The 22,076-nt window shown below is 67.5% G+C and carries 21 protein-coding genes; 14 read left to right on the forward strand and 7 right to left on the reverse strand.

Annotated elements, in window-relative coordinates; all coding sequences use genetic code 11:
- Positions 1 to 36: 36 nt before the first annotated feature.
- Together ACI2KI_RS01145 and ACI2KI_RS01150 are read right to left on the reverse strand one after the other, a co-directional pair.
- The gene (locus ACI2KI_RS01145; protein ID WP_404617034.1) at positions 37 to 1,545 is read right to left on the reverse strand and encodes an acetyl-CoA hydrolase/transferase family protein; all 1,509 of its coding nucleotides are present in this window, start codon (positions 1,543 to 1,545) and stop codon (positions 37 to 39) included.
- A 114-nt stretch (positions 1,546 to 1,659) separates the two neighbouring features.
- Positions 1,660 to 2,100, reverse strand: coding sequence for a VOC family protein (locus ACI2KI_RS01150; RefSeq protein ID WP_404617036.1), 441 nt, complete (start codon positions 2,098 to 2,100; stop codon positions 1,660 to 1,662).
- Positions 2,101 to 2,360: 260 nt separating this feature from the next.
- On the opposite strand from ACI2KI_RS01150, the gene ACI2KI_RS01155 reads away from it, so the two are divergent.
- Both ACI2KI_RS01155 and recO read left to right on the forward strand, forming a co-directional pair.
- Positions 2,361 to 2,840: a nuclear transport factor 2 family protein gene (locus ACI2KI_RS01155; protein WP_404617038.1), complete on the forward strand. Its 480-nt coding sequence runs from the start codon at positions 2,361 to 2,363 to the stop codon at positions 2,838 to 2,840.
- Complete coding sequence (gene recO, locus ACI2KI_RS01160; protein ID WP_404617040.1) at positions 2,840 to 3,571, forward strand: DNA repair protein RecO; 732 nt, start codon at positions 2,840 to 2,842, stop codon at positions 3,569 to 3,571. Before ACI2KI_RS01155 ends, recO begins: the two co-directional genes overlap by 1 nt.
- Here the strand turns inward: recO and ACI2KI_RS01165 are convergent.
- Both ACI2KI_RS01165 and ACI2KI_RS01170 read right to left on the reverse strand, forming a co-directional pair.
- Positions 3,568 to 5,298, reverse strand: coding sequence for a cytochrome c biogenesis protein DipZ (locus ACI2KI_RS01165; protein ID WP_404617042.1), 1,731 nt, complete (start codon positions 5,296 to 5,298; stop codon positions 3,568 to 3,570). The genes recO and ACI2KI_RS01165 overlap by 4 nt on opposite strands.
- A gap of 64 nt (positions 5,299 to 5,362) precedes the next feature.
- Entirely contained in the window at positions 5,363 to 6,433 is a 1,071-nt protein-coding gene (locus tag ACI2KI_RS01170) for an NAD(P)H-dependent flavin oxidoreductase (RefSeq protein WP_404617044.1), read from the reverse strand.
- A 112-nt stretch (positions 6,434 to 6,545) separates the two neighbouring features.
- Here ACI2KI_RS01170 and parC point away from each other — a divergent pair, with 112 nt between their 5' ends.
- The 3 genes from parC (at position 6,546) to ACI2KI_RS01185 (ending at position 10,442) form a co-directional block, all read left to right on the forward strand.
- On the forward strand, positions 6,546 to 8,759 hold the full coding sequence (gene parC / locus ACI2KI_RS01175) for a DNA topoisomerase IV subunit A (RefSeq protein WP_404617046.1): 2,214 nt from the start codon (positions 6,546 to 6,548) through the stop codon (positions 8,757 to 8,759).
- Between the two features lie 90 nt (positions 8,760 to 8,849).
- Positions 8,850 to 9,419, forward strand: coding sequence for a LemA family protein (locus ACI2KI_RS01180; RefSeq protein ID WP_404617048.1), 570 nt, complete (start codon positions 8,850 to 8,852; stop codon positions 9,417 to 9,419).
- A gap of 6 nt (positions 9,420 to 9,425) precedes the next feature.
- Positions 9,426 to 10,442 carry a M48 family metallopeptidase gene (locus ACI2KI_RS01185; RefSeq protein ID WP_404617050.1) on the forward strand — a complete coding sequence of 339 codons (1,017 nt, stop codon included), beginning with the start codon at positions 9,426 to 9,428 and terminating at the stop codon, positions 10,440 to 10,442.
- A gap of 162 nt (positions 10,443 to 10,604) precedes the next feature.
- On the opposite strand, the gene ACI2KI_RS01190 is transcribed toward ACI2KI_RS01185, so the two are convergent.
- Positions 10,605 to 11,342, reverse strand: a complete 738-nt coding sequence (locus ACI2KI_RS01190) for an arginyltransferase (protein WP_404617052.1) — start codon at positions 11,340 to 11,342, stop codon at positions 10,605 to 10,607.
- A gap of 111 nt (positions 11,343 to 11,453) precedes the next feature.
- The gene (locus ACI2KI_RS01195; RefSeq protein WP_404617054.1) at positions 11,454 to 12,353 is read right to left on the reverse strand and encodes a flagellar motor protein MotB; all 900 of its coding nucleotides are present in this window, start codon (positions 12,351 to 12,353) and stop codon (positions 11,454 to 11,456) included.
- Positions 12,354 to 12,466: 113 nt separating this feature from the next.
- On the opposite strand from ACI2KI_RS01195, the gene ACI2KI_RS01200 reads away from it, so the two are divergent.
- Positions 12,467 to 13,069, forward strand: a complete 603-nt coding sequence (locus ACI2KI_RS01200; RefSeq protein ID WP_404617056.1) for a DUF922 domain-containing protein — start codon at positions 12,467 to 12,469, stop codon at positions 13,067 to 13,069.
- Between the two features lie 67 nt (positions 13,070 to 13,136).
- Complete coding sequence (locus ACI2KI_RS01205; protein WP_404617058.1) at positions 13,137 to 13,631, forward strand: flavin reductase family protein; 495 nt, start codon at positions 13,137 to 13,139, stop codon at positions 13,629 to 13,631.
- Between the two features lie 172 nt (positions 13,632 to 13,803).
- On the opposite strand, the gene hemB is transcribed toward ACI2KI_RS01205, so the two are convergent.
- Entirely contained in the window at positions 13,804 to 14,808 is a 1,005-nt protein-coding gene (hemB, locus tag ACI2KI_RS01210) for a porphobilinogen synthase (protein ID WP_404617060.1), read from the reverse strand.
- A 262-nt stretch (positions 14,809 to 15,070) separates the two neighbouring features.
- Between hemB and ACI2KI_RS01215 the strand changes: the two genes are divergently transcribed.
- The 7 genes from ACI2KI_RS01215 to ACI2KI_RS01245 all read left to right on the forward strand — a co-directional run bounded on the left by ACI2KI_RS01215 (position 15,071) and on the right by ACI2KI_RS01245 (position 22,070).
- Positions 15,071 to 16,207, forward strand: coding sequence for an isobutyryl-CoA dehydrogenase (locus ACI2KI_RS01215; protein ID WP_313103410.1), 1,137 nt, complete (start codon positions 15,071 to 15,073; stop codon positions 16,205 to 16,207).
- Positions 16,204 to 17,262 (forward strand): enoyl-CoA hydratase/isomerase family protein, encoded by a 1,059-nt coding sequence (locus tag ACI2KI_RS01220; RefSeq protein WP_404617063.1) that lies wholly within the window; start codon positions 16,204 to 16,206, stop codon positions 17,260 to 17,262. The genes ACI2KI_RS01215 and ACI2KI_RS01220 overlap by 4 nt, the downstream gene beginning before the upstream one ends.
- Before the next feature lie 60 nt (positions 17,263 to 17,322).
- Complete coding sequence (locus tag ACI2KI_RS01225) at positions 17,323 to 18,693, forward strand: class II 3-deoxy-7-phosphoheptulonate synthase (RefSeq protein WP_292082607.1); 1,371 nt, start codon at positions 17,323 to 17,325, stop codon at positions 18,691 to 18,693.
- On the forward strand, positions 18,690 to 19,262 hold the full coding sequence (locus ACI2KI_RS01230; protein WP_404617066.1) for a prephenate dehydratase domain-containing protein: 573 nt from the start codon (positions 18,690 to 18,692) through the stop codon (positions 19,260 to 19,262). The genes ACI2KI_RS01225 and ACI2KI_RS01230 overlap by 4 nt, the downstream gene beginning before the upstream one ends.
- Positions 19,263 to 19,653: 391 nt before the next feature.
- Positions 19,654 to 20,415, forward strand: coding sequence for a chorismate mutase (locus tag ACI2KI_RS01235; RefSeq protein WP_404617068.1), 762 nt, complete (start codon positions 19,654 to 19,656; stop codon positions 20,413 to 20,415).
- A gap of 69 nt (positions 20,416 to 20,484) precedes the next feature.
- Positions 20,485 to 21,126 (forward strand): SPOR domain-containing protein, encoded by a 642-nt coding sequence (locus ACI2KI_RS01240; protein WP_404617070.1) that lies wholly within the window; start codon positions 20,485 to 20,487, stop codon positions 21,124 to 21,126.
- Positions 21,127 to 21,221: 95 nt separating this feature from the next.
- On the forward strand, positions 21,222 to 22,070 hold the full coding sequence (locus tag ACI2KI_RS01245) for a division plane positioning ATPase MipZ (protein WP_292082612.1): 849 nt from the start codon (positions 21,222 to 21,224) through the stop codon (positions 22,068 to 22,070).
- The last annotated feature ends 6 nt before the right edge of the window (positions 22,071 to 22,076 follow it).

Here is a 22,076-nt window from a genome sequence, read left to right on the forward strand (position 1 = left end):
TAATCCTTCCCCGCGAGCGGGGGAGGACTGCGATGGTCAGGCCTTCATCGACCCCGTTTCGATGAAGCGCTGGTGCCAGGACAGGGCCTCGGTCAGCAGGTGCGGCGATTGCAGGCCGTAGGAGCCCTTGAGCGCCCGCGCGTAGTAGTCGCTGAGCGCGTCGCGGTAGTCGGGGTGGGCGCAGTTGGCGATGATGACCTGGGCGCGCTGCTTGGGTGACAGGCCGCGCAGGTCGGCCAGGCCCTGTTCGGTGACGATGACCTGTACGTCCTGGGTGATGTGGTCGACATGGCTGGCCATGGGGACGATGGCCGAGATCTTGCCGCCCTTGGCCGTCGACGGCGTGACGAAGCAGGAGATGTAGGCGTTGCGCGCAAAGTCGCCCGAGCCGCCGATGCCGTTCTGGATGCGCGAGCCCATGACGTGGGTCGAGTTGACGTTGCCGTAGATGTCGGCCTCGATCAGGCCGTTCATGGCGATGCAGCCCAGGCGGCGGATGATCTCCGGGTGGTTTGAGATCTCCTGCGGACGCAGGATGATCTTGCCGCGGAACTGCTCCATGCGGCTGTTCAGATCAGCGGCGGCCTCGGGGCTCAACGAAAAGGCGGTGGCCGAGGCGACGGTCAGCTTGCCGCTGTCCAGCAGGTCCAGCATCCCGTCCTGCAGCACCTCGGTGTAGGCGGTCAGGTTTTCGAACGGGCTGTCGGCCAGACCCGCCAGCACGGCGTTGGCGACATTGCCCACGCCCGATTGCAGGGGCAGCAGATGGGCGGGCAGGCGGCCCAGCTTCACCTCGTGCTGCAGGAACTCGATCAGATGCCCGGCGATGGCCGTCGCGCTGGCGTCCGGCGCGGCGAAGGGCAGGTTGCGGTCGGGGCTGTCGGTCTCGACGATGGCGGCGATCTTCGACGGATCGACGCGGAAGACCGTCTCGCCGATCAGGTCGGTGGGGCTGGTCAGCGGGATCGGCACGCGCGCGGGGGGCAGGGCCGTGCCGTAGTAGATGTCGTGCATCCCCTCCAGCGCCGGGTTCTGCCAGCTGTTGACCTCCAGGATGATGCGGTCGGCGCGGTCCAGCCAGGTCTTGTTGTTGCCGATGGAGGAGGAAGGGATCAGCGAACCGTCCTCGCGGATGCCCGAGACCTCGACCACCGCCGTCTCCAGCGGGCCGAGGAAGCCCTGCCAGGCTACCGGCGCCACCTGCGACAGGTGCATGTCCAGGTATTCCATCTCGCCCTTGTTGATCTTTTCGCGGGCGATGGGGTCGGAGTTATAGGGCAGGCGGAACTCGATGCCGTCAGCCTTGGCCAGGGCGCCGTCCAGCTCTGGCCCGGTCGAGGCGCCGGTCCAGACCTTCAGCTTGAAGGGATTGCCCGCCGCGTGCTCGGCCTCGATCCGCTCAGCCAGGGCCATCGGCACGACCTTGGGATAGCCCGAGCCGGTGAAGCCGCTCATGCCTACGGTCGAATTGGCCGGGATCAGGGCGGCGGCGTCCTGGGCGGACATGATTTTCGACTGCAGGGCGGCGTTGCGGACGCGGGACATCGGAAACCTGACGGCTGCGGCCCAGGAGGGCGCGGGGAGATGGCCGGACATAGGCGCCGCATCACCCTGATTCCAATACGGCTTTGGTCGTAACAGTCCGTGATCACAAGCTTGTCAGCCGCCCGGTTTCCACTCCTCGGCGGGGTTGGTGTTGACCATCCACGGGATGCCGAACCGATCTGTCAGACAGCCGAAGCCGGGCGACCAGAAGGTTTCGGCGAAGGGCATGGACACCTTGCCGCCTTCGGACAGGGCGTCGAAGACCTGCCGCGCCTTGGCGAGGTCGTCGGTGTGATAGGAGACGTCGAAGCCGTTCTTGGGCTTGTCGATGTTCGGCGCGAACTCGGGCGGCATGTCGGCCCCCATGATGGCTTGGTCCCCGACCTCCAGCCAGCCGTGCATCAGCCAGTCCTTGTACTTGGCGTCCACCGGCATGTCGGGCGGGCCGTCGCCGAAGGGAAAGGCGGCGGTGACCTTGCCGCCCAGCACGCGGGCGTAAAACTCTAGCGCCTCGCGGCACTGGCCCTTGAAGCTGAGGCTGGTGACGATCTTCATGAGACCTCTCCGGGTTGTCGGGTGGAGGTCTGAACGCGCGGGGCGGTCGTCGTTTCCCTTAGCCCCCTAGGCTAACCCCCTCCACGCTCATCCCGGCGAAGGCCGGGATCCCGATCATATGACGGATCAGCGGGGTCCAAGGGCGGGATTGCGCCATCTGCAACAAGCCCCGCGTCTTACAATCTGGATCCCGGCCTTCGCCGGGATGAGCGGATGTGTGGGTGCTTTCACCCGTGCGAGAACAGGACTAGAACAAATCCATGATCACCGCCGCCCTGATGATGCTCCAGGTTTCCGCCGCGCCGCTTCAGGCTGTGCCTGCCGTCGAAGCCGAAACCGCCCCTGTCGAGCGCACGCTGGACGCCATGCACGCCGCGGCGTCAAAGGCCGACGGCGAGGCCCATTTCGCGACCTTCACGCCCGATGGCCGCTTCATCGGCACGGACGCGACCGAGCGGTGGACCCTGTCGGAGTTCCGGGCCTACGCCATGCCCTACTTCTCGCAAGGCAAGGGCTGGACCTATCGGCCCGTTATACGGACCGTGACCATCGCCCCGATCGACTGCCGCTGCGTCGCCTGGTTCGACGAGGTGCTGGACAACGACGCCTATGGGACCACTCGGGGCTCTGGCGTGCTGCGCCTGACCGAGGATGGCTGGAAGATCGAACAATACGTCCTCAGCTTCGCCGTGCCGAACGACAAGGCGCGCGCTGTCGTCAGCGCCATCAAGGCCGACTGATGGAGGTTCAGGACGACGCCTTTGTCCTGTCGGCGCGGGCGCATGGCGATACGGGGGCGGTGGTCGAACTGCTGACCGAGCGGCACGGCCGTCGCGCCGCCTATGTCGCGGGCGGGGCGTCGCGCAAGATGCGGCCCTTCTTGCAGGCCGGGGCGCGGGTGGTGGCGGACCTGAGGTCGCGGACCTCGGACCAGCTGGGGTCGGCGCGGCTGGAGCCGGTGGGCGAGGGGCCGGCGGCCCTGTTCGATGATCCCTTGGCCCTGGTCGGGCTGAACGCCGCCGCGGCGGTGGCGCAAGGCGCGCTGCCTGAGCGCGAGCCGCATCCGGGGGCCTTCCTGGCCTTCGAGGCCATGATGGGGGCGTTCGCCCTGCCGGAGGTCTGGCCGGCTATCTTCGTGCGGTTCGAGGCGGGGCTGCTGGAAGACCTGGGCTTTGGTCTGGATCTGTCGCGGTGTGCGGCCACCGGGTCGATGGACGACCTGATCTACGTCAGTCCGCGCACGGGTCGCGCCGTCAGCCGCGAGGCGGGCGCGCCCTATGCCGACAAGCTGCTGACCCTGCCGCCCTTCATGCTGGGGGCGCAGGCGGGCTTGAGCGAAGGCGACGTGAAGGCCGGGCTGGACCTGACCGGCCACTTCCTCGAGCAGTTCGTCTTCCACGCCCTGAACAAGCCGCTGCCGCCCGCGCGGGTGTGGATGATCGAACGGCTGGCCGAGGCCGGGCGGCTCTAGCCAAAGGTGAAGGCGAAGACCTGAACCCCGGAGCCGAGAAACTCGATCTCGAATGTCCGTTCACGCGCGCCGCCTGACTGGCGCACCAGTTGATACAGGCGCTGGCTGTCGATCCGGCCCAAGCCTTGCGCGTCGATGTCCACGCCGGCGTCAGCGCCCGGCGCCTGGCCGTCGATGCGGACGCGGAAACGCACCGGCTTGCCCATGTTGCTGGGCCCCATGACCAGATGCAGGTCGCGGGCCTTGAAGCGGAAGGCCAGTCGTCCGCCCGCCGCCTGAAGGTCGGCGTGTTCGGACCGCACGATCCAGTCGCCGCTCAGGCTCCAGTCGTTCAGCTTCAGAGGCGCGGCCGCATAGGTCTTGCGCACGTCGAAACCGAAGCCGCCGGGCGAGACGAAATGCTCGGCGCGGGCATAGCCGACATAGGTTTCTGGCGAGGCGACCTCGGCCATGTTGGCGGCGGCCTCGGCGCCCTGTCCGCGCACCTGAACTACAGCCTGATCGACGTTTGAAGCTCCGGCCTCCTTCAGCAGTTGCTGGATGACCCGCTCGGAGTGTTCGTAGTCGCCCTCGCCGAAGTGGTGGTAGCGGATGTTGCCCCTGGCATCGATGAAGTAGTGGGCCGGCCAGTACTTGTTGTCGAACGTCCGCCAGATGGCAAAGTCATTGTCCATCGCCACGGGGTAGGTGACGCCAAAGCGGCGCACGGCGTCGCGGACGTTGGCGGGCGACTTCTCGAAGGCGAACTCGGGCGTGTGGACCCCGATTACCACCAGTCCCTGATCGCGGTACTTCTCGGCCCAGGCGCGGACATAGGGGATTGTGCGCACGCAGTTGATGCAGGAGTAGGTCCAGAAGTCGACCAGCACCACCTTGCCGCGTAGCTGTTCGGCGGTCAGGGGCGGGCTGTTGATCCACTCGGTCGCGCCGGTCAGCGGCGGCATGGTCCCTTCGACCGGCAGGGCGTTCAGGGGGGCGGACGGGGCGTTCACGGGCTGGCCCGCGCCGAAACGGCTGAGCAGGCTCTGCTCGATCCGGTTGGTGCTGCTGCTCGACAGGCGGGTCAGCAGGCCGGTGTCGAGACCCAGGGCGATGGCGGCGACGCCGATCAGGACCAGAACGCCCAGACCTCGCCGCACCCATTCGCCGACGCCCAGAGACTTCTTCATCGTCTGGAACACCTTACCGCCGATCAGCAAGGCCAGGGCCAGCGAGGTGGCGGCCCCTGCGGCGTAGGCGACCAGCAGCAGAGTCGTGCCGACGCTGGCGCCTTGCAGCGCTGCGCCGGTCAGGATCAGGCCCAGGATCGGCCCCGCGCAGGGCGCCCACAGCAGGCCGGTGGCCACGCCCAGCAGGAAGGAGGGCCAGACGCCGCCGCCGGATTGTTGCTCCGCGCTGGCCTTCTCGGTCAGGCGTGAGCCCAGCGTGACCAGAGGCCGGGTTAGCCGGTCCGCCAGTGCCGGGAACACCAGGGTCAGTCCCAGCACCGCCATGACGGCGAGCGCGACCCAGCGACCGACCTGATTGGCTTGAACCGCCCAGCCGCCGCCGACCGCGGCCAGCGTCGCCACCGCTGCAAAGGTCAGGGCCATGCCCAGCAGAAGGGGCAGGCCGCTTTTCATGAAGGGCTGTCCTGCACGGGCGAAGACAAAAGGCAGGACCGGCAGGATGCAGGGGCTGAGAATGGTCAGCGCCCCGGCCAGATAGGACAGCAGGATCAGAAGCATCGTGTCGTCCTCGGGGCTTAGGCCCTGACGTTACGCTGCGGACAACGCGTCGGATGGCGTTGGGTTACAAAAGGCTTTGCAGGTCGCGGATGGCGGCGCGGGTTTCCTGCGCCAGAGCCTCGACCAGTTCGGCGGCGGGCAGGGCGCGGCACAGAGGCGCCGCCTGACCGGCCCATTGCGGGGCGTAGCCGTCGTCGCCCTGTGCGCTCGCGGCGGCGTTCAGCGCCTTGCCGAGGTCGTAGGCGTAGGGATAGCCGGCTGTCAGGGCTTCGTCGGCGCGCTGCATGAAGGGGTTTTCGACGCCGCGCGCAGGGCGGCCCGAGATGACCGGGCTGACACGGGTGCGTTCGGCGCGCGGACCGGCGAGGGCGGCGCGATAGGCGGGGTTGGCGGCGGACTCCGGGCAGGAGACGAAGGCGGTGCCCAGCTGCGCGCCTGCCGCGCCCAACGCCAGCGCGGCTGCGATCCCGGCGCCGTCCATGATTCCGCCCGCTGCAATAACCGGAATGTCCAGTTCGCGCGCCAGCAGGCGCGTCAGGGCCAGGGTGGCGAAGCGCGGGTCGTCGGCGGGATCGAAGGCGCCGCGGTGGCCGCCGGCCTCGACCCCTTGAGCCACAATCATGTCGATCACCGCCGCCTGGGCCTGTCGGCCCTCTTCCGGCGTGGTGGCGCTGGCGAGGAGGATGCAGCCAGCGGCCTTCAGCGCGGCGATTTTCTCGGGCTGAGGCAGTCCGAAGTGGAAGCTGACCACGGCGGGCCTTTCCTCAAGCAGAACGGCCAGCTTGGCGTCGTCGATCAGGAAGCTCTGGTAGATCTCGTTCAGGGTCTCGGGCGGCGCGGCGCCGAACTCGGCGAAGATGGGCCGCAGGCTGTCGATCCAGACGCGGTCGCGCGACGGATCGGGCGGCGTCGGGGCATGGCAAAAGACGTTCACATTGATCGGTCGCGTCGTCAGGGCTTTCAGGGCCTGAATCTGACGCCGCCCCTCGCTAGCATCGACTGAGCCTAGCGAAATGGAGCCCAGCGCCCCGGCGTTCGACACCGCCGCCGCCAGTTCGGGCGTAGAGGTCCCGGCCATGGGCGCCTGAACGATGGGCAGGTCCAGCTTGAGGCGGTCGGTGAGGGCGGTCTTCATGTGCGGTTCCTGCCTTTTCGACGGCGACCCTCCACAGATAGGCGCGGATCGTCCCCGCGTCAGCCGCGCGCTACGCTAGACTTTGTCGTCCAGATCACCGATTCGAAGTCGCATGACCATCCACACCCCGACGCCCGAAGGCGGCCGCATCGTTGAAGAGCCGATGGGCGACGCGCTGTCGAAGCGCTATCTGGCCTACGCCCTGTCCACGATCACCAACCGCGCCCTGCCCGACGTGCGCGACGGCTTCAAGCCGGTGCACCGGCGCATCATGTACGCCATGCACCAGATGCGGCTGAACCCGCAGGCGGCGGCGCGTAAATGCGCCAAGGTCGTCGGCGAGGTCATGGGCGGCTATCACCCGCACGGCGACGCCTCGATCTATGAGGCCCTGGTCCGTCTGGCCCAGGACTTCGCCCAGCGTTATCCGCTGGTCGACGGGCAGGGGAACTTCGGCAATATCGACGGCGATAGCGCCGCGGCCATGCGCTACACCGAGTGCAAGCTGACGCCCGCCGCGGTCCTGCTGCTGGACGGCATCGATCAGGACGCTGTCGACTTCCGCCCCACCTATGACGATCAGGACGAAGAGCCGGTGGTCCTGCCGGCCGGCTTCCCCAACCTGCTGGCCAACGGCTCTTCGGGCATCGCCGTGGGCATGGCGACCTCGATCCCGCCCCACAACGTCGGCGAGCTGATCGACGCCTGCCAGCTGTTGCTGGAGCGCCCTGAGGCGACGACGACGGAGCTTGTGCAGATCGTGTCGGGGCCGGACTTCCCGACCGGCGGGGTCTCGGTCGAGGGCCACGCCTCCATCCTGGACGCCTATGAGACCGGCCGAGGCGGGGTGCGCCTGCGCGCGCGCTGGGAGACCGAGGACCTGGGCCGCGGCGTCTGGCGCATCATCGTCACCGAGATGCCCTATCAGGTGCAGAAGAGCCGCCTGATCGAGGCTCTGGCTGACCTGATCGAGAACAAGAAGGCGCCGCTGCTGGGCGACGTCCGCGACGAGTCGGCGGAGGACATCCGCCTGATCCTGGAGCCCAAGAACCGCACCATCGAGCCCGAGATGCTGATGGAGAGCCTGTTCAAGCTGTCCGATCTGGAGGTCCGCTTCCCGATCAACATGAACGTGCTGGACGCCACGGGCACGCCGCGCGTCATGGGCTTGAAGGACTGCCTGCAGGCCTTCCTGGATCACCGCCGCGTGGTGCTGAACCGCCGCTCGCAATGGCGGATCGAGCGGGTCGAGAAGCGACTGCACCTGCTGGAAGGTCTGCGTATCGTCTTCCTCAACCTGGACGAGGTGATCCGCATCGTCCGCGAGGAGGAGCAGCCGAAGGCTGTCCTGATCGCGCGGTTTGGCCTGAGCGAGCCCCAGGCCGACTACATCCTCGACACCCGCCTGCGTCAGCTGGCGCGGATCGAGGAAATGGCGATCGACAAGGAATACAATGCCTTGGCTGAGGAACTGGCGGCGCTGAAGGCGCTGACCTCGTCCGAGGCCAAGCAGTGGAAGGCCATCGGCAAGGAGCTGGAGGCGGTCCGCAAGGCGCTGATCTCGCCGCGTCGCACGACCATCGGCGAGGCGGTGGACAGCTCGGCCTTCGTCGCGCCCGAGGCCTTCATCCCGCGTGAAGCCATCACCGTCATCCTGTCGGAACGCGGCTGGATCCGCGCCGCCAAGGGCAAGGTGGAGGATCCGTCGGAGCTGAAGTTCAAGGAAGGCGACAGCCTGGGCTTCCTGGTCCCGGCCTTCACGACGGACAAGCTGCTGATCGGGGCCTCGGACGGGCGCATCTTCACCATCGGGGCCGACAAGCTGGCCTCCGGGCGGGGCCACGGCGAACCGCTGCGCCTGATGATCGATCTCGATGAAAAGGCCGAGATTATCAATGTCGTGGCGCACGAACCGAATGCGAAGCTTCTGGTCGCATCCAAGGCCGGCTACGGCTTCATCGCGCCGGAGAACGACCTTCTGGCGCAGAAGCGCGGCGGCAAGCAGGTGCTGAACGGCGAGATGCTGGCCATGCTGCGCATCCCGTCGAACCCGCAGGGCGACCACGTCGCGGTCATCGGCGAGAACATCAAGGCGTTGATCTTCCCGCTGGCCGAACTGCCCGAAATGGGCCGCGGCAAGGGCGTGAAGCTGCAGAACTACAAGCAGGGCGGTCTGGTCGATGTGGCGGTGTTCAACGCCGAGGCGGGGCCGGAGTGGGCTGACGGCGGCGGTCGTCGCCGCAACTGGCCCGACTGGAAGGACTGGCTGGGCAAGCGCGCCGGGGCCGGACGCCAGGGCCCGCGCGGGATGCGCAAGTTCCGCTGACGCCAAGGTGACGGCGATTTCATTGGAGGTCGCCGTCAGCCCTTGCGATAATCCCGACCAAGGCCGATCCGGCCGGGGCTGGAGATTTCAATGATCACCTGGATCATCATCGGCGTCATCGTCGTCGTTCTGCTGTTCGTCGTCGTCGGCGCCTACAACAAGCTGGTGGCGCTGGATCAGACGGCCAATCAGTCGTTTGCCGACATCGACGTGCAGTTGAAGCAGCGTCAGGATCTGATCCCCAATCTGGTCGAGACGGTGAAGGGCTACGCCACGCACGAGCGCGGCACCCTGGACGCCGTGACCCAGGCCCGCGCCGCCGCCGCCGGCGCCCGCACGGTCGATGAGAAGGTGCAGGCCGAGAACATGCTGACCGGGGCGCTAGGCCGCCTGTTCGCGGTGTCCGAGGCCTATCCGGACCTGAAGGCCAACGCCAACTTCCAGCAGCTGCAGATGGACCTGTCGGACATCGAGAACAAGCTGGCCGCCGCGCGCCGCTTCTTCAACAACGCGGTGAGCGAGTTCAACGCCGTGCGCCGTCAGTTCCCGACCGTGCTGTTCGCCGGCATGTTCGGCTTTGGTGCCGACAAGCCCTTCTTCGACGTGGGCGAGGGCGAACGCGCCGCCCTGAATGCCGCCCCGCCGACGGTGAAGTTCTAAGCCCCAATGGCGGTTTTCGGTCAGGCCGTCGGCCTCAAGACCCACATCTGGCAAAACAACACCCGGTCGGCGATCCTGCTGGCCGGGTTTCCGGTGCTGCTGGTCGGCCTGCTGTTCGGCGTTCAGGTGCTGATGATGGGGTTCGGCCTGCTGCCCAACTCGGGCGGCAGTCTGTCGCAGGATCTGGGGCTGGCGGCGTCCATGCTGGGCTGGACCGTGCCGGCGGCGCTGGTCGCGGCGGCCGTCTGGTTCGTCATCGCCTATTTCGGCAATCAGATGATGATCGACGCCATGACCGGGGCGCGCAAGGTCGAGCGCCGGGCCGAGCCCGAGCTCTACAACCTGCTGGAAAACCTCGCGATCTCGCGAGGGATGAAAACGCCGACGCTGCGGATCATCGAGAGCCCGTCGCTGAACGCCTATGCGTCCGGTCTGCATGAGGGCAACTACAGCGTCACCGTCACGCGCGGGCTGATGCAGACCCTCAGCCGAGACGAGATGGAGTGCGTGCTGGCGCACGAACTGACCCACGTCATCAACAAGGACGTGCGCACCATGGTGATCGCCTCGATCTTCGCGGGCATCATCAGCGTGATCGCGGAACTGGTGTTCCGCAGCCTCTTCTACATGCGCGGCGGGCGCAGCCGGGACAACAAGAACGCCATGCCGCTGATCCTTATCGGCCTGGCCATCGGGGTGATCGGCTTTGGTCTGGCCACCGTCATCCGCATGACCCTGTCGCGGACGCGGGAATATGTGGCCGATGCCGGCGCAGTGGAGCTGACCAAGAACCCTGACGCCATGATCTCGGCGCTGCGCAAGGTGTCGGGTCAGTCGAAGATCGAGGCGCCCGACGAACTGCGCGGCATGTTCCTGGACAATACGGCGGACAAGGCGGACTTCGCCGGTCTGTTCGCCACCCACCCGCCGATCGAGAAGCGGATCGCGGCCCTGGTGAAGTTCGCGGGCGGTCATGACGAGGGACCGTGGGGTAGGGCGAACACAGCGGTTCCGACGACCTGACGTTTTCTCCCTCCCCGTCTCGGGGAGGGTGGTTGAGCCCGCCAGGGCGAAACCGGGTGGGGGCGGCTTGGCTACTCAAACGCCGCGCCCAGGATCACCTCGCCCTCCCCACCCGGTCGCTTCGCGACCACCCTCCCCAGAAGGGGAGGGAGAAACGTGCTGCTAATCTTTCAGGCGTTCCCAGCCCTGCGGGCGCAGGGCCTCCATGGGGCGGAACTTCGCCTTGTAGTCCATCTTGGGCGAGCCCTGGACCCAGTAGCCCAGATAGACATAGGGCAGGCCCACCAGCGCCGCCTGACGCAGGTGATCCATGATGGCGAACTGGCCCAGGCTGCGGCGCTCCAGCTCCGGCTCGAAGAAGCTGTAGACCATGGACAGGCCGTCGTGCAGCAGGTCGGTCAGGCACACTCCGACCAGGTCGCCGGGGCCGTCGTCGGTCGCGGGCAGGCGATATTCGATCAGGTGGGTGCGGACGGCCGTATCCTCGACCATGGACACATAGTCGGACCAGCCCATGTCGCTCATGCCGCCGCCGGGGTGGCGGGCGGACAGGTAGCGGCGCAGCAGGTCGAACTGCTCCATCGTCGCCTCGGCCTCGACCAGATCGCGCGACAGGTCGGCGTTGCGGTTGAGGATCTTGCGCTGCGATCTTGAGAAGGCGAACTGGGCAACAGGGATGCGCACCGAGACGCAGGCCGCGCAGGCCTCGCAGGCGGGGCGATAGGCGATGTTCTGGCTGCGGCGGAAACCGGCCTGGGTCAGGGCGTCGTTGACGTCGGCGCCGTCGCTGAAGGGCAGGTTGGCGAAGACCTTGCGCTCGAACTGGCCCGGCAGATAGGGGCAGGGCGCATTGGCGGTCATGAAGAACCGCAACTGCCGGGTCGGGAAGTGCTGGGTCACGGCCTTACGTCCAGTCCCGATCGTGTCGGCGGATTTGCGAGCGGATCGTCATGTCCCGATTTGGCGCGCAACCGGGGGATTTCGCAAGCGCCGTGAGTGCGGCGCTGGAGGTCACAGGCTGGTGTCCGTGGGCAGGACCGGCGCCTCGCGCAGCAGGACGATGGCGATGCGGCGGTTGCCGGCGAGAGACGGATCGTCGGGGTAGAGGGGGTCCGAGCCCGCCTTGCCCGCCACCGAATAGACCCGGTCGGCGTTCACGCCCGCAGCCTGCAGCGTCAGGCGCGAGGCGTCGGCGCGCGCCGAGGACAGCGCCCAGTCGCCGGCGCCGCTGGCGCGGCTGGAGCCGGCGACGGCGCTGGTGTGGCCGGTGATCGAGATGCGGTTGGGCAGCTGGTTGATGACCTTGGCGATGGCCCGCAGCAGCATCTGGGCGCGCGGGTTGGGGCGGGAGGAGCCGTTTTCGAACATCGAGCGGCCTTCCTGATCGATCAACTGGATGCGCAGACCCTCGGGGGTCTGGTCGATGATCAGCTGTTTCGAGAGCTCGGCCAGCTCGGGCATGGCCTGCATGGCCTGGCGCAGGCTCTCGGCGGCGCTGGCGAAGTCGGCGGCTTCGCGGCGGGCGATCTCGGCGCGCAGGGCGGATTCGCTGGCGGCGGCCAGGTTGGCGCTCTGGCCCGCGGTTTCTGAAGAATCAGGCGCTTCGGGCGCGAGCTGCTCGATGACCGACATGGAGCCCGAGCTCTTGGCGCCGTCGTCGCCCAGGGCCGTGCCGCCCAGAATGCCGCCCGAACCGGAGGTCGAGGCCGAGACGTTGGCCGGGGCGAAGTATTCAGCGATGCCGCGTTTCTGTTCCGGGTCGGTTGTGTTGATTAGCCACATCAGCAGGAAGAAGGCCATCATGGCCGTCACGAAGTCGGCGTAGGCGACCTTCCATGCGCCGCCGTGGTGGCCGCCGGCGGTCACCTTCTTCACCTTCTTGATGAGGATCGGGCGATCGCTCGCGGACATGGGCAGGCCAATCTTAACGTCGTTTGTTAGCTGTGAATCCCATGCGGCCGTTAAGAAGCGGTTGCCTTGCCGCCGCGTCGTGTTGTTCAAGCGAAAAATCCGGGAGGGGCGCGATGTTTCTTGAACTGGCGATGATGGCGGCGCTGGGCGGCCATGGGGAAGGCGCTGCGCTGACGCGAGCCGATGCGGAGGGCGCCCTGCGGCTGCGGGAGGCGGCGCCTGAGCTGGCGGCCATGCCCGAGGTCACGCTTGAGGCCTATCTGGTCGGCGGCCGCAATCCGCGCGCCATTCGGACGGCCATGAACGCGGTGCGTCCGGCCGAGGCTGACGGCGGCGAACGCTTCGATGCGGTAACGCGGTGGCGCTATTCGACGCGCTGGCGAGGGCGGGGCGACGTGCGCTGCGTGCCCGAGACGGCCGAGGCCATCGTGGCCATCACCGTCATTCTGCCGGACCTGGCCGAGGCCGACCGGCTGGGGCGTCGGGATCGTGAAGCCTGGGATCGCTACTTCAAGGCCCTGGCGACCCACGAGATGAACCACGCCCGGATCGCGCTGCATGGGCGGCAGGAGATCGAGAGAGCCATGAAGGCCGCCTCAGGCTGTGAAGACATGCAGGCGGCGGTCGCCCGGGTTGCGGAGGAGGTCAGCGCCGCAAGCCGTGAATATGATCGTCTGACACAGCACGGCAAACGTGAGGGCGCCGTCTTCCCTTGACGGCGCCTGTCGGCGTCCGTCCGGCCTTGCTCGCCGGCGCACCACGCCTTAGGTCAGGCTTGTGTCCGTGACCTTTTCTCCTTCCGAATTCGACGCCAAGGCCTATCGCAAGGCGCTGGGCGGCTTCGCCACCGGCGTCTGCGTGGTGACGGCCCATACGGCCGAAGGGCCGCTGGGCATTACGGTGAACAGTTTCACCTCGGTGTCGCTGGACCCGCCGCTGGTGCTGTGGTGCCTGGACGTGAAGTCGGACCGGCATGACGCCTTCGCCGGGGCCGAGCGCTTCGCCGTGCACATGCTGCCGGTCCAGGATCAGGCCATGTCGGACCGCTTCGCCTGGGGCGTATGCACCCTGTCCAACGACGAGTTCGAGGTCGGCGACCCGGCCCCGCCACGCCTGCGCAACGCCGTGACGCGGCTGGATTGCACGACCCACGACCGTATCGTCATGGGGGACCACCTGGTCATCGTCGGGCGGGTCGCCGCCTTCGAGACCCATCCGGGCGACGCCCTGACCTATTTCCGCGGCAGGTACGGACAGGCCGTCGATCCGACGGCGTGAGGCCTAACTTTCCGCACCTTCTGAATATTTCGCTCATCCCGGCGAAGGCCGGGATCCAGATACAGACGCGACATCGGCAGTTTGAAGAGCCGGTGCAGCGCCCGTGTGTTCTGAGCTTGCTCCATATAATCTGGATCCCGGCCTTCGCCGGGATGAGCGGAACAGGCGGGCCCTACGCCCCCAGCAGACGGGCCGCCCTGGGCGCGAAATAGCTGAGGACGCCTGAGGCGCCGGCGCGCTTGAAGGCGTGCAGGGTTTCCAGGATGGCGCGGTCTTCCTCCAGCCAGCCGTTGGCGATGGAGGCCTGCATCATCGCGTACTCGCCGGACACCTGATAGGCGAAGGTCGGGATCTTGAAGGTGTCGGACACCAGCCGGACGATGTCGAGATAGGGCAGGCCCGGCTTGACGATCAGGGCGTCGGCGCCTTCGGAAATGTCCATCGCCACCTCGCGCAGCGCCTCGTCGGCGTTGGCGTAGTCCATCTGATAGGTTTTCTTGTCGCCGGTCAGCGACTTGGACGAGCCCACCGCGTCGCGATAGGGGCCGTAGAAGGCCGAGGCGTATTTGGCCGCATAGCTGATGATCAGGGTGTCCGACAGGCCGTTGGCTTCCAGCGCCTCGCGGATGGCCTGAACGCGGCCGTCCATCATGTCGGAGGGGGCCACCGCGTCGGCGCCGGCGTGGGCGTGGATGAAGGCCTGTTCGGCCAGGCGCTCCAGCGTCGGGTCGTTGACGATGCGACCCTTCTCCAGAACCCCGTCGTGGCCGTGGTCGGTGTAGCAGTCGAGGGCGACGTCGGTCATGACGCCGATCTCGGGCGCGGCGTCCTTGATGGCCTTGATGCAGTCGGAGATCAGGCCGTCCGGGTCGCTGGCGGCCGTGCCGACGCTGTCCTTCAGACTCTCATTCACGTTCGGGAACAGGGCGATCATGGGAATGCCCAGATCGCGCGCCTCGACGGCGGCCTTGGCGGCCTCCTTCGGCGACAGGCGGAAGACGCCCGGCATGGAGGCGACCGGAACGCGGTCCTCGGCGCCGTCATGGACGATGATCGGCCAGATCAGGTCGGCGGGCGTCAGGGTCGTCTCGGCGACCAGACGGCGCACCCAGGGCTGCGAGCGCAGGCGACGCGGGCGGGCGTAGGGGAAGGCGGCGGGCTGGAACGGCATGGTCATGCAGGGCTCATAGTCCGGTAGGCGGGGCAGGGAAACGACCTTGGAGGTCGCATATCGGACCCAGGGTCGGAAAAAACAGAGTCCAATTCGTCTGAATCGTCTGAAATCGCGGCGTCGAGAGGCAGAGACTAGCGCGTGCCTGCGTCATTGGCGGGCGCAAGATGCGGCGCGGGGCGCTGGCGGGGTGACGTTTCTCAACCGCTTGGATAAAAGCAGCATGAACGCCCCGTCAGAGGGCAGGCCACAGTCGGGAGTATTGATCATGGACTTCGCCCTCAACGACGACCAGCGCGCGATTCAGGACGCGGCGCGGGCTTTCGCCGACGCCGAACTGGCGCCGAACTCGGCGAAGTGGGACGAGGACAAGCACTTCCCCGTCGATGTCATGCGTCATGCGGCCGAGATGGGTTTCTGCGGCATCTATACGGGCGAAGAGCACGGCGGAATGGCCCTGGGCCGCGTTGAGGCGGCGGTGATCTTCGAGGAACTGTCGCGCGGCGACGTGGCGACGGCGGCCTTCATCTCGATCCACAACATGGCGACCTGGATGATCGACAAGTTCGGGTCTGACGACCTGCGCTCGCGCTTCGTGCCGTCGCTGACGACGATGGACAAGATCGCCAGCTACTGCCTGACCGAGCCCGGCTCGGGGTCGGACGCGGCGGCGCTGCGGACCACGGCGGTGCGCGACGGCGATCATCTGGTGCTGAACGGGTCCAAGATCTTCATCTCGGGCGCGGGGACGTCGGATGTCTACGTCGTCATGGTCCGCACCGGCGGCGAAGGCGCCAAGGGCGTCAGCGCCGTGGTGGTCGAGGCCGGAACGCCCGGCCTGTCGTTCGGCGCGCAGGAACGCAAGATGGGCTGGAACGCCCAGCCGACGGCCGTGGTCCAGTTCGACGACTGTCGCATCCCGATCGCCAATCTGCTGGGTCAGGAAGGCGCGGGCTTCAAATACGCCATGGCCGGTCTGGATGGCGGGCGTCTGAACATCGCGGCCTGTTCGCTGGGCGGGGCGCGGCTGGCGCTGGAAACGGCCCAGGCCTACGTCGCCACGCGCAAGCAGTTCGGCAAGGCGATTGGCGACTTCCAGGCCCTGCAGTTCCGTCTGGCCGACATGGCGACGGACCTGGAGGCGGCGCGTCTGATGGTGCTGCGCGGGGCCTGGGCCATCGACAACGACCACCCGGAAAAGACCAAGTGGTGCGCCATGGCCAAGCGCCTGGCCACCGACGCCTGCTTCCACATCGCCGACGAGGCGCTGCAGATCCACGGCGGCTACGGCTATCTGAAGGACTATCCGCTGGAACGGATCGTGCGCGACCTGCGCGTCCACCGCATCCTGGAAGGCACCAACGAGATCATGCGCGTCATCATCGCGCGGGAGTTGGCGCGATGAACGATCAAGTGAGCCAACCCGAAGTCCTGACCCGCGTCGAAAACGGCGTAGGCCGCATCACCCTGAACCGGCCCAAGGCGATCCATGCGCTGAACCGGGGCATGTGCGAGGCGATGATCGAGGCGTTGCTGGCCTGGCGCGGCGATGAGGCCGTGAGGTCTGTGCTGATCGACCATGCCGGCGAGCGCGGCTTCTGCGCCGGCGGCGACATCCGCATGATCGCCGAGAGCGGGGCAGGGGACGCGTCTGAGGCCAAGGCCTTCTTCAAGACCGAGTATCAGTTGAACCATCTGATGTTCGAATACCCGAAGCCGATCACGGCCATCGTCGACGGCATCGTCATGGGCGGCGGCGTAGGGATCAGCGAGCCGGCGGATGTCCGCATCGCCACCGAGCGGACCACCTACGCCATGCCGGAGACCGGCATCGGCCTGTTCCCTGACGTGGGCGGGGGCTGGTTCCTGCCGCGCCTGCCGGGGCAGACCGGCGTCTGGCTGGCGCTGACGGGCGCGCGGCTGAAGGCGGCGGATACGGTGGCCCTGGGCATCCATACCCATTTCACGCCAAGCGAAGGCGTCGAGGCGATGAAGGCCGAACTTCTGGCCGCACCGGCCGATCCCAAGCTTGTGGCGGATCGTCTGGCGGGCGACGCGGGTCCCGCGCCGCTGGACGCCCACCGCGAGGCTATCGACCGGCTGTTCGCCTTTGACACGGTCGAGGAGATCTTCGCGGCGCTGGAGGCCGACGGCTCGGACTGGGCGCTGAAGCAGCTTGGGACCCTGAAGACCAAGTCGCCGCAGTCGCTGAAAGTCAGCCTGCGCCAGATCCGCACCGGCGCGACCTTGGCCACCTTCGCCGACAACATGGCGATGGAATACGCGCTGGGCGGGCGCGTGGTGCAGACCCATGACTTCCAGGAAGGCGTGCGCGCCGTCATCGTCGACAAGGACAATGCGCCGAAGTGGTCGCCCGCCGAGCTGGCGGGCGTCAGCGATGCGACGCTGGACGCCCTGTTCGCGCCTCTGCCCGCCGACGAGGCCTGGTCGCTGCTCTGAAAAGGTCGCTGCGGCGCAACATTTGTTGTTCCGGAACGCCTGTAGGGCTATCTAGGCGGCATGAGTAAGCGCTGGACCCCTGAATCCTGGAGAAACAAGCCCGTCGTGCATATGCCGACGGACTATCCTGACATGGCCGAACTGGCCCGTGTCGAAGACGAGCTGCGGGCCATGCCGCCCCTGGTCTTTGCTGGCGAAGCCCGCAAACTGACCCAGCATCTCGCGCAGGTGGAGGCGGGCAACGCCTTCCTGCTTCAGGGCGGCGACTGCGCCGAGAGCTTCAAGGAGTTTTCGACCGACAATATCCGCGACACCTTCCGCCTGATCCTGCAGATGGCGGTGGTCCTGACCTTCGCCGGCCGCAAGCCGGTGGTGAAGGTCGGCCGCATCGCCGGTCAGTTCGCCAAGCCGCGCTCGTCCCCGCTGGAAGAGATCGGCGGCGTCGAGCTGCCGTCCTACCGCGGCGACATCATCAACGGCATGGGCTTCACCGCAGAAGAGCGCGTGCCCGATCCGCAGCGTCTGCTGAAGGCCTATAACCAGTCGGCCTCGACGCTGAACCTGCTGCGCGCCTTCGCCGGCGGCGGCTATGCCGACCTGTACAACATCCATCGCTGGACCCTGGGCTTCGCCGACAACGGCGCGGGCGCGGCCTACCGCGAACTGGCCGACAAGATCACCGAGGCCCTGGCCTTCATGGAAGCGGTCGGGGTCACGCCCGAGACCCATCCCGACCTGTCGCGCGTCGAGGTCTTCACCAGCCACGAAGCCCTGCTGCTGAACGTCGAGAGCGCGCTGACGCGCCTGGAAGGGTCGTCGGGCGAGTGGTTCGACACCTCGGCCCACATGCTGTGGATCGGCGAGCGCACCCGTCAGCTGGACGGGGCGCATATCGAGTTCATGCGCGGCATCTCGAACCCCATCGGGGTCAAGTGCGGACCGACCATGACGGCGGAAGACATCTTGCCGCTGATCGACGCCCTGAACCCGAACAATGTTCCGGGCCGTCTGACCCTGATCGGCCGCTTCGGTCACGACAAGGTTGGCGATCGACTGCCGGCCCTGATGCGGGCGGTGAAGGCCGAGGGCAAGCGCGTCATCTGGTCGATCGACCCGATGCACGGCAATACCCTGAAAGCCGCCAACGGCTACAAGACCCGGCCGTTCGACCGCGTCATGGGCGAGGTTCGCACCTTCATCGACGTTGCCGAGGCCGAGGGCGTCCACCCCGGCGGCGTCCACCTGGAGATGACCGGCCAGAACGTGACCGAATGCCTGGGCGGCGCCCAGGCGGTGACCGAGGACGACCTGTCGAGCCGCTATCACACCCACTGCGACCCGCGCCTGAACGCGGATCAGGCGCTGGAGCTGGCCTTCCTGGTCGCCGAGCGCCTCAAGGCCGGGCGTCAGGCCCGCGCCGAGGCCGCGTGACCACGCCGACCGAAGACGAAGGGCCGGGCCGCGTCGCCTATCAGGGCGCGCCCGGCGCCTTCAGCCATGAAGCCTGCCTCGACCTGCGCCCGTGGGACGAGGCGGTCGGCTTTGAGACCTTCGCCGGGGCCATCGAGGCCCTGCTGTCGGGCGACTGCCAGTCGGCGCTGATCCCGGTCGAGAACTCGACCATCGGCGTGGTCGAGCCCGCCGCCACCCTCGTGCGCGAGGCGGGACTGACGGTGGTCAGCGAGGCCTGGCGGCCGATCCGGCTGGCCCTGCTGGGCCTGCCGGACGCTCGGCTGTCGGACATCAGGACGGCCGAGAGCCATCCGGTCGCCCTGCAGCAATGCTCCAAGGCCTTGGGGGAGATGCGGATCACCCCGGTCGAGGTGTTTGACACAGGCGGGGCCGCCGCCGCCGTGGCCGAGGCCGAGGACCTGACCCGCGCCGCCGTGGCGCCTGCCCGTGCCGCCGAGGTTTACGGCCTGACGGTCCTGCGCAACGATCTGCAGGATTCTAGCGACAACCGGACGCGATTTGTCCTGTTCACGGCCCCTCAAGCCTGATCGGCGAAACAGGCTTTCGGATAATTCTGGCGCGGATATCCGGGTTCGAATGTGAAAACATTCGAACCGATTTCGCTCTGAAGGTTGACCGCGCACGAAGTTTGCGTCTTTAAGGTCTGATCGGATCGACCCTGATCCTGAAACCGGACCGGATTCATGTCCTCGCTGCGCGCACAACTGACCCTTGAAACCACCACGCGCGCGGTGGCCGGCTTCTATTTTGGCTACGGCTATTACGGCTTTCGATACGCCGGCTGAGGCGTCGGGCTTCTAACCAACCCTGACAGTCTCGCTGGCGACCGCTTCTCCTGAGCGGCCCCTGCACGCGTCCCTGCCTGATGTTCGGCGGACGCGATCTCCCATCGAAATTCCATGCCGAAAGCCCAATCCCATGCCGCAATCCAACATCCAGCAAGTCTGGCCCGCTGAAACCGCCGAACTGTCGCCCGAGCAGAAGGCGCTGGCCGCCCTGCGCGCCGAGATCGACAGCCTGGACGACCAGATCCTTGAACTGTTCGAGCGCCGTCTGGCCGTCGCCGCCCAGGTCGGCAAGGCCAAGGACGCGCCGACCGGTCCCCACACCAAGCTGCGTCCCGACCGCGAACAGGCCGTTCAGGCCCGGGTCCTGAAGCAGTGCGAACCGGAAAACCGCGAGGCGGTCGAGCACCTGTGGCGCGAGATCGTCGGCTGGGGGCTGGCCCGTCAGGGCCGCCTGCAGGTCCACGTCTGGGCCCCCATCGACCCGTCCAAGGCTGTGGACGGCGCCCGTCTGCGCTTCGGCGCCGCCGCCGACATCAAGCTGGTGCGCGATCCTCAGGCCGCGCTGGCCCACGCCGCCGAAGGTCATGGCGTGTCGGTGCTGTCCATCAACACCGAGGACGCCTGGTGGATGGGTCTGCGTCGCGAGTGGTCGATGCTGAGCGTCTTCGACGGCTACGGCGGCGAGACCCCGACCTCGCTGGCCGTGGGCAAGATTGATCCGCCGGCCCTGCCGACGGGCCGCCGCGTGGTGGTGACGGTCGGCGGCGACGCCGGCGACGGCTCGGGCGCGCGGCGCTGGGGCCTGAACACCAACCACGGCTGGACCCTGGCCCTGACCGACGCCGACGTGGCGCCGGGCGACGTCGAAGGCTGCGTCGGCGCCATCGGCTGATGAAGGTGTGAACGGGCGTTAAGCCTGTTCCTCAACCCTGTCTCAAAAGACTGGGTTCAGCATGACGGCATGAACGCTTCCGTCATCCCGCGGTTCGGATCGGTCGGCGCCCTTGCGGCGCTGCTGGCCGGCTGCGGCATGGCGGAGGCGGATCCCCACCGTTTCGAGGGCGTGGCCGAGAGCATCGCCGCCATTCCCTTGTCGGCCAGGCCTGAGGCCGGACACGAGCCCGCCGGGCCGCGCAACGCCGAGGAGGCGGGGCTTCGTCCGCTGAAGGTCGAGCTTCTGACGCCGCATCAACTCTGGGACGCTTGCGACGGGCTGACGGCCAAGGCTGCGGCTGTCTTGCCCGCCATGCCGGCTGTTTTTCATGATCCCGAGGCACCGGCGGAGGTGCAGGCCGCACAGCGGGCTGAGGTCCGGCCGTCGCGGCCCGTCGCAGTCGCCGCCTCGCCCGCGCCCGCCGTCCTGATCCAGTTGGGCGCCTACGCCAGTCAGGCTTCGGCCCAGGCGGCGTGGGAGCGTCTGGGGCAGGGGAGCAAGGGCCTGAACCCGGTCTTCGAGCCGGTCGAGGTCAATGGTCGGCGTCTGGTCCGGTTGAAGGTTCGCGCCGGATCGGCTGAGGCCAAGGCGCTGTGCGAACGCGCGGCGGCGTCCGACCCGTGGTGCGTGCGGGCCGCAGAGGCGGCGTCGTCCACAGGCGCGGCTTAAGGTTTCGTTGACGACTGACGCCCTTGGCCCGATCTAGGGGTCTGGGATGGATCGCGACCGCTTGAGTCGCGGCCGTCGAAACATCGGGGTCCAACATGGCGCAGCCTCAGGTCATCGTCATCGGCAATGAAAAGGGCGGGGCCGGCAAGTCCACCCTGGCCATTCACATCGTCACCGGCCTGCTGCACGCGGGCAAGAAGGTCGCCATCATCGATCTGGACCTGCGCCAGCGGTCGATGGAGCGCTTCTTCTCGAACCGCGCCGCCTGGACGGCGGCCAACGGCCATGACCTGCCCCTGCCGATCGTGCCCGACATGGGCGACGGCAAGGCCCTGGCCAAGGCCGATGAGGCCGAGCAACTGGCGAAGTTCGAGGCTGCCTATGCCGAAGCGCAGGCCGTGGCCGACGTCATCCTGATCGACACCCCTGGCGGGGACACCGCCCTGTCGCGCGCCGCGCACGGCCGCGCCGACCAGATCGTCACCCCGATGAACGACAGCTTTGTCGACTTCGACCTGCTGGGCGAGGTCGATCCGGTGACGCTGGAGCTGAAGAAGCCCTCCATCTATTCCGAGAGCGTCTGGGAGGCGCGCAAGCATCGCGCCATCACCGAGGGGCGTCAGGTGACGATCGACTGGATCGTCGTCACCAACCGTCTGGCCGTGGCCGAGGCGCGCAACCGTCGCCGCCTGGAAGAACGGATGATGAAGCTGGCCAAGCGCGTCGGCTTCCGCGTCGGGCCGGGTCTGCGCGACCGGGTCATCTATCGCGAGTTGTTCCCCTTCGGCCTGACGGTCGCCGACCTGTCAAACGACATCCGCCCCGTGTCGGTGTCGCTGGCCCACGTCGCCGCGCGTCAGGAAATGCGCAATCTGATGCAGGCCATGGGTCTGGACGACGCGGCGGGCGGATCGTTGGCTCCGCTGGACGCGGCGGCGGCCTGATTTCCT

It is taken from the genome of Brevundimonas sp. NPDC046655 (assembly GCF_044901625.1).
Lineage (GTDB): Bacteria > Pseudomonadota > Alphaproteobacteria > Caulobacterales > Caulobacteraceae > Brevundimonas.

What these genes read in the sequence shown, in the direction of transcription:
- ACI2KI_RS01240 (WP_404617070.1), top strand. Translation starts at nt 20,485, where the DNA reads ATGAACGCTTCCGTCATCCCGCGGTTCGGATCGGTCGGCGCCCTTGCG.
- ACI2KI_RS01185 (WP_404617050.1), top strand. Translation starts at nt 9,426, where the DNA reads ATGGCGGTTTTCGGTCAGGCCGTCGGCCTCAAGACCCACATCTGGCAA.
- parC (WP_404617046.1), top strand. Translation starts at nt 6,546, where the DNA reads ATGACCATCCACACCCCGACGCCCGAAGGCGGCCGCATCGTTGAAGAG.
- ACI2KI_RS01225 (WP_292082607.1), top strand. Translation starts at nt 17,323, where the DNA reads ATGAGTAAGCGCTGGACCCCTGAATCCTGGAGAAACAAGCCCGTCGTG.
- recO (WP_404617040.1), top strand. Translation starts at nt 2,840, where the DNA reads ATGGAGGTTCAGGACGACGCCTTTGTCCTGTCGGCGCGGGCGCATGGC.
- ACI2KI_RS01170 (WP_404617044.1), bottom strand. Translation starts at nt 6,433, where the DNA reads ATGAAGACCGCCCTCACCGACCGCCTCAAGCTGGACCTGCCCATCGTT.
- ACI2KI_RS01180 (WP_404617048.1), top strand. Translation starts at nt 8,850, where the DNA reads ATGATCACCTGGATCATCATCGGCGTCATCGTCGTCGTTCTGCTGTTC.
- ACI2KI_RS01155 (WP_404617038.1), top strand. Translation starts at nt 2,361, where the DNA reads ATGATCACCGCCGCCCTGATGATGCTCCAGGTTTCCGCCGCGCCGCTT.
- ACI2KI_RS01145 (WP_404617034.1), bottom strand. Translation starts at nt 1,545, where the DNA reads ATGTCCCGCGTCCGCAACGCCGCCCTGCAGTCGAAAATCATGTCCGCC.
- ACI2KI_RS01235 (WP_404617068.1), top strand. Translation starts at nt 19,654, where the DNA reads ATGCCGCAATCCAACATCCAGCAAGTCTGGCCCGCTGAAACCGCCGAA.
- ACI2KI_RS01165 (WP_404617042.1), bottom strand. Translation starts at nt 5,298, where the DNA reads ATGCTTCTGATCCTGCTGTCCTATCTGGCCGGGGCGCTGACCATTCTC.
- ACI2KI_RS01200 (WP_404617056.1), top strand. Translation starts at nt 12,467, where the DNA reads ATGTTTCTTGAACTGGCGATGATGGCGGCGCTGGGCGGCCATGGGGAA.
- ACI2KI_RS01220 (WP_404617063.1), top strand. Translation starts at nt 16,204, where the DNA reads ATGAACGATCAAGTGAGCCAACCCGAAGTCCTGACCCGCGTCGAAAAC.
- hemB (WP_404617060.1), bottom strand. Translation starts at nt 14,808, where the DNA reads ATGACCATGCCGTTCCAGCCCGCCGCCTTCCCCTACGCCCGCCCGCGT.
- ACI2KI_RS01245 (WP_292082612.1), top strand. Translation starts at nt 21,222, where the DNA reads ATGGCGCAGCCTCAGGTCATCGTCATCGGCAATGAAAAGGGCGGGGCC.
- ACI2KI_RS01215 (WP_313103410.1), top strand. Translation starts at nt 15,071, where the DNA reads ATGGACTTCGCCCTCAACGACGACCAGCGCGCGATTCAGGACGCGGCG.
- ACI2KI_RS01150 (WP_404617036.1), bottom strand. Translation starts at nt 2,100, where the DNA reads ATGAAGATCGTCACCAGCCTCAGCTTCAAGGGCCAGTGCCGCGAGGCG.
- ACI2KI_RS01195 (WP_404617054.1), bottom strand. Translation starts at nt 12,353, where the DNA reads ATGTCCGCGAGCGATCGCCCGATCCTCATCAAGAAGGTGAAGAAGGTG.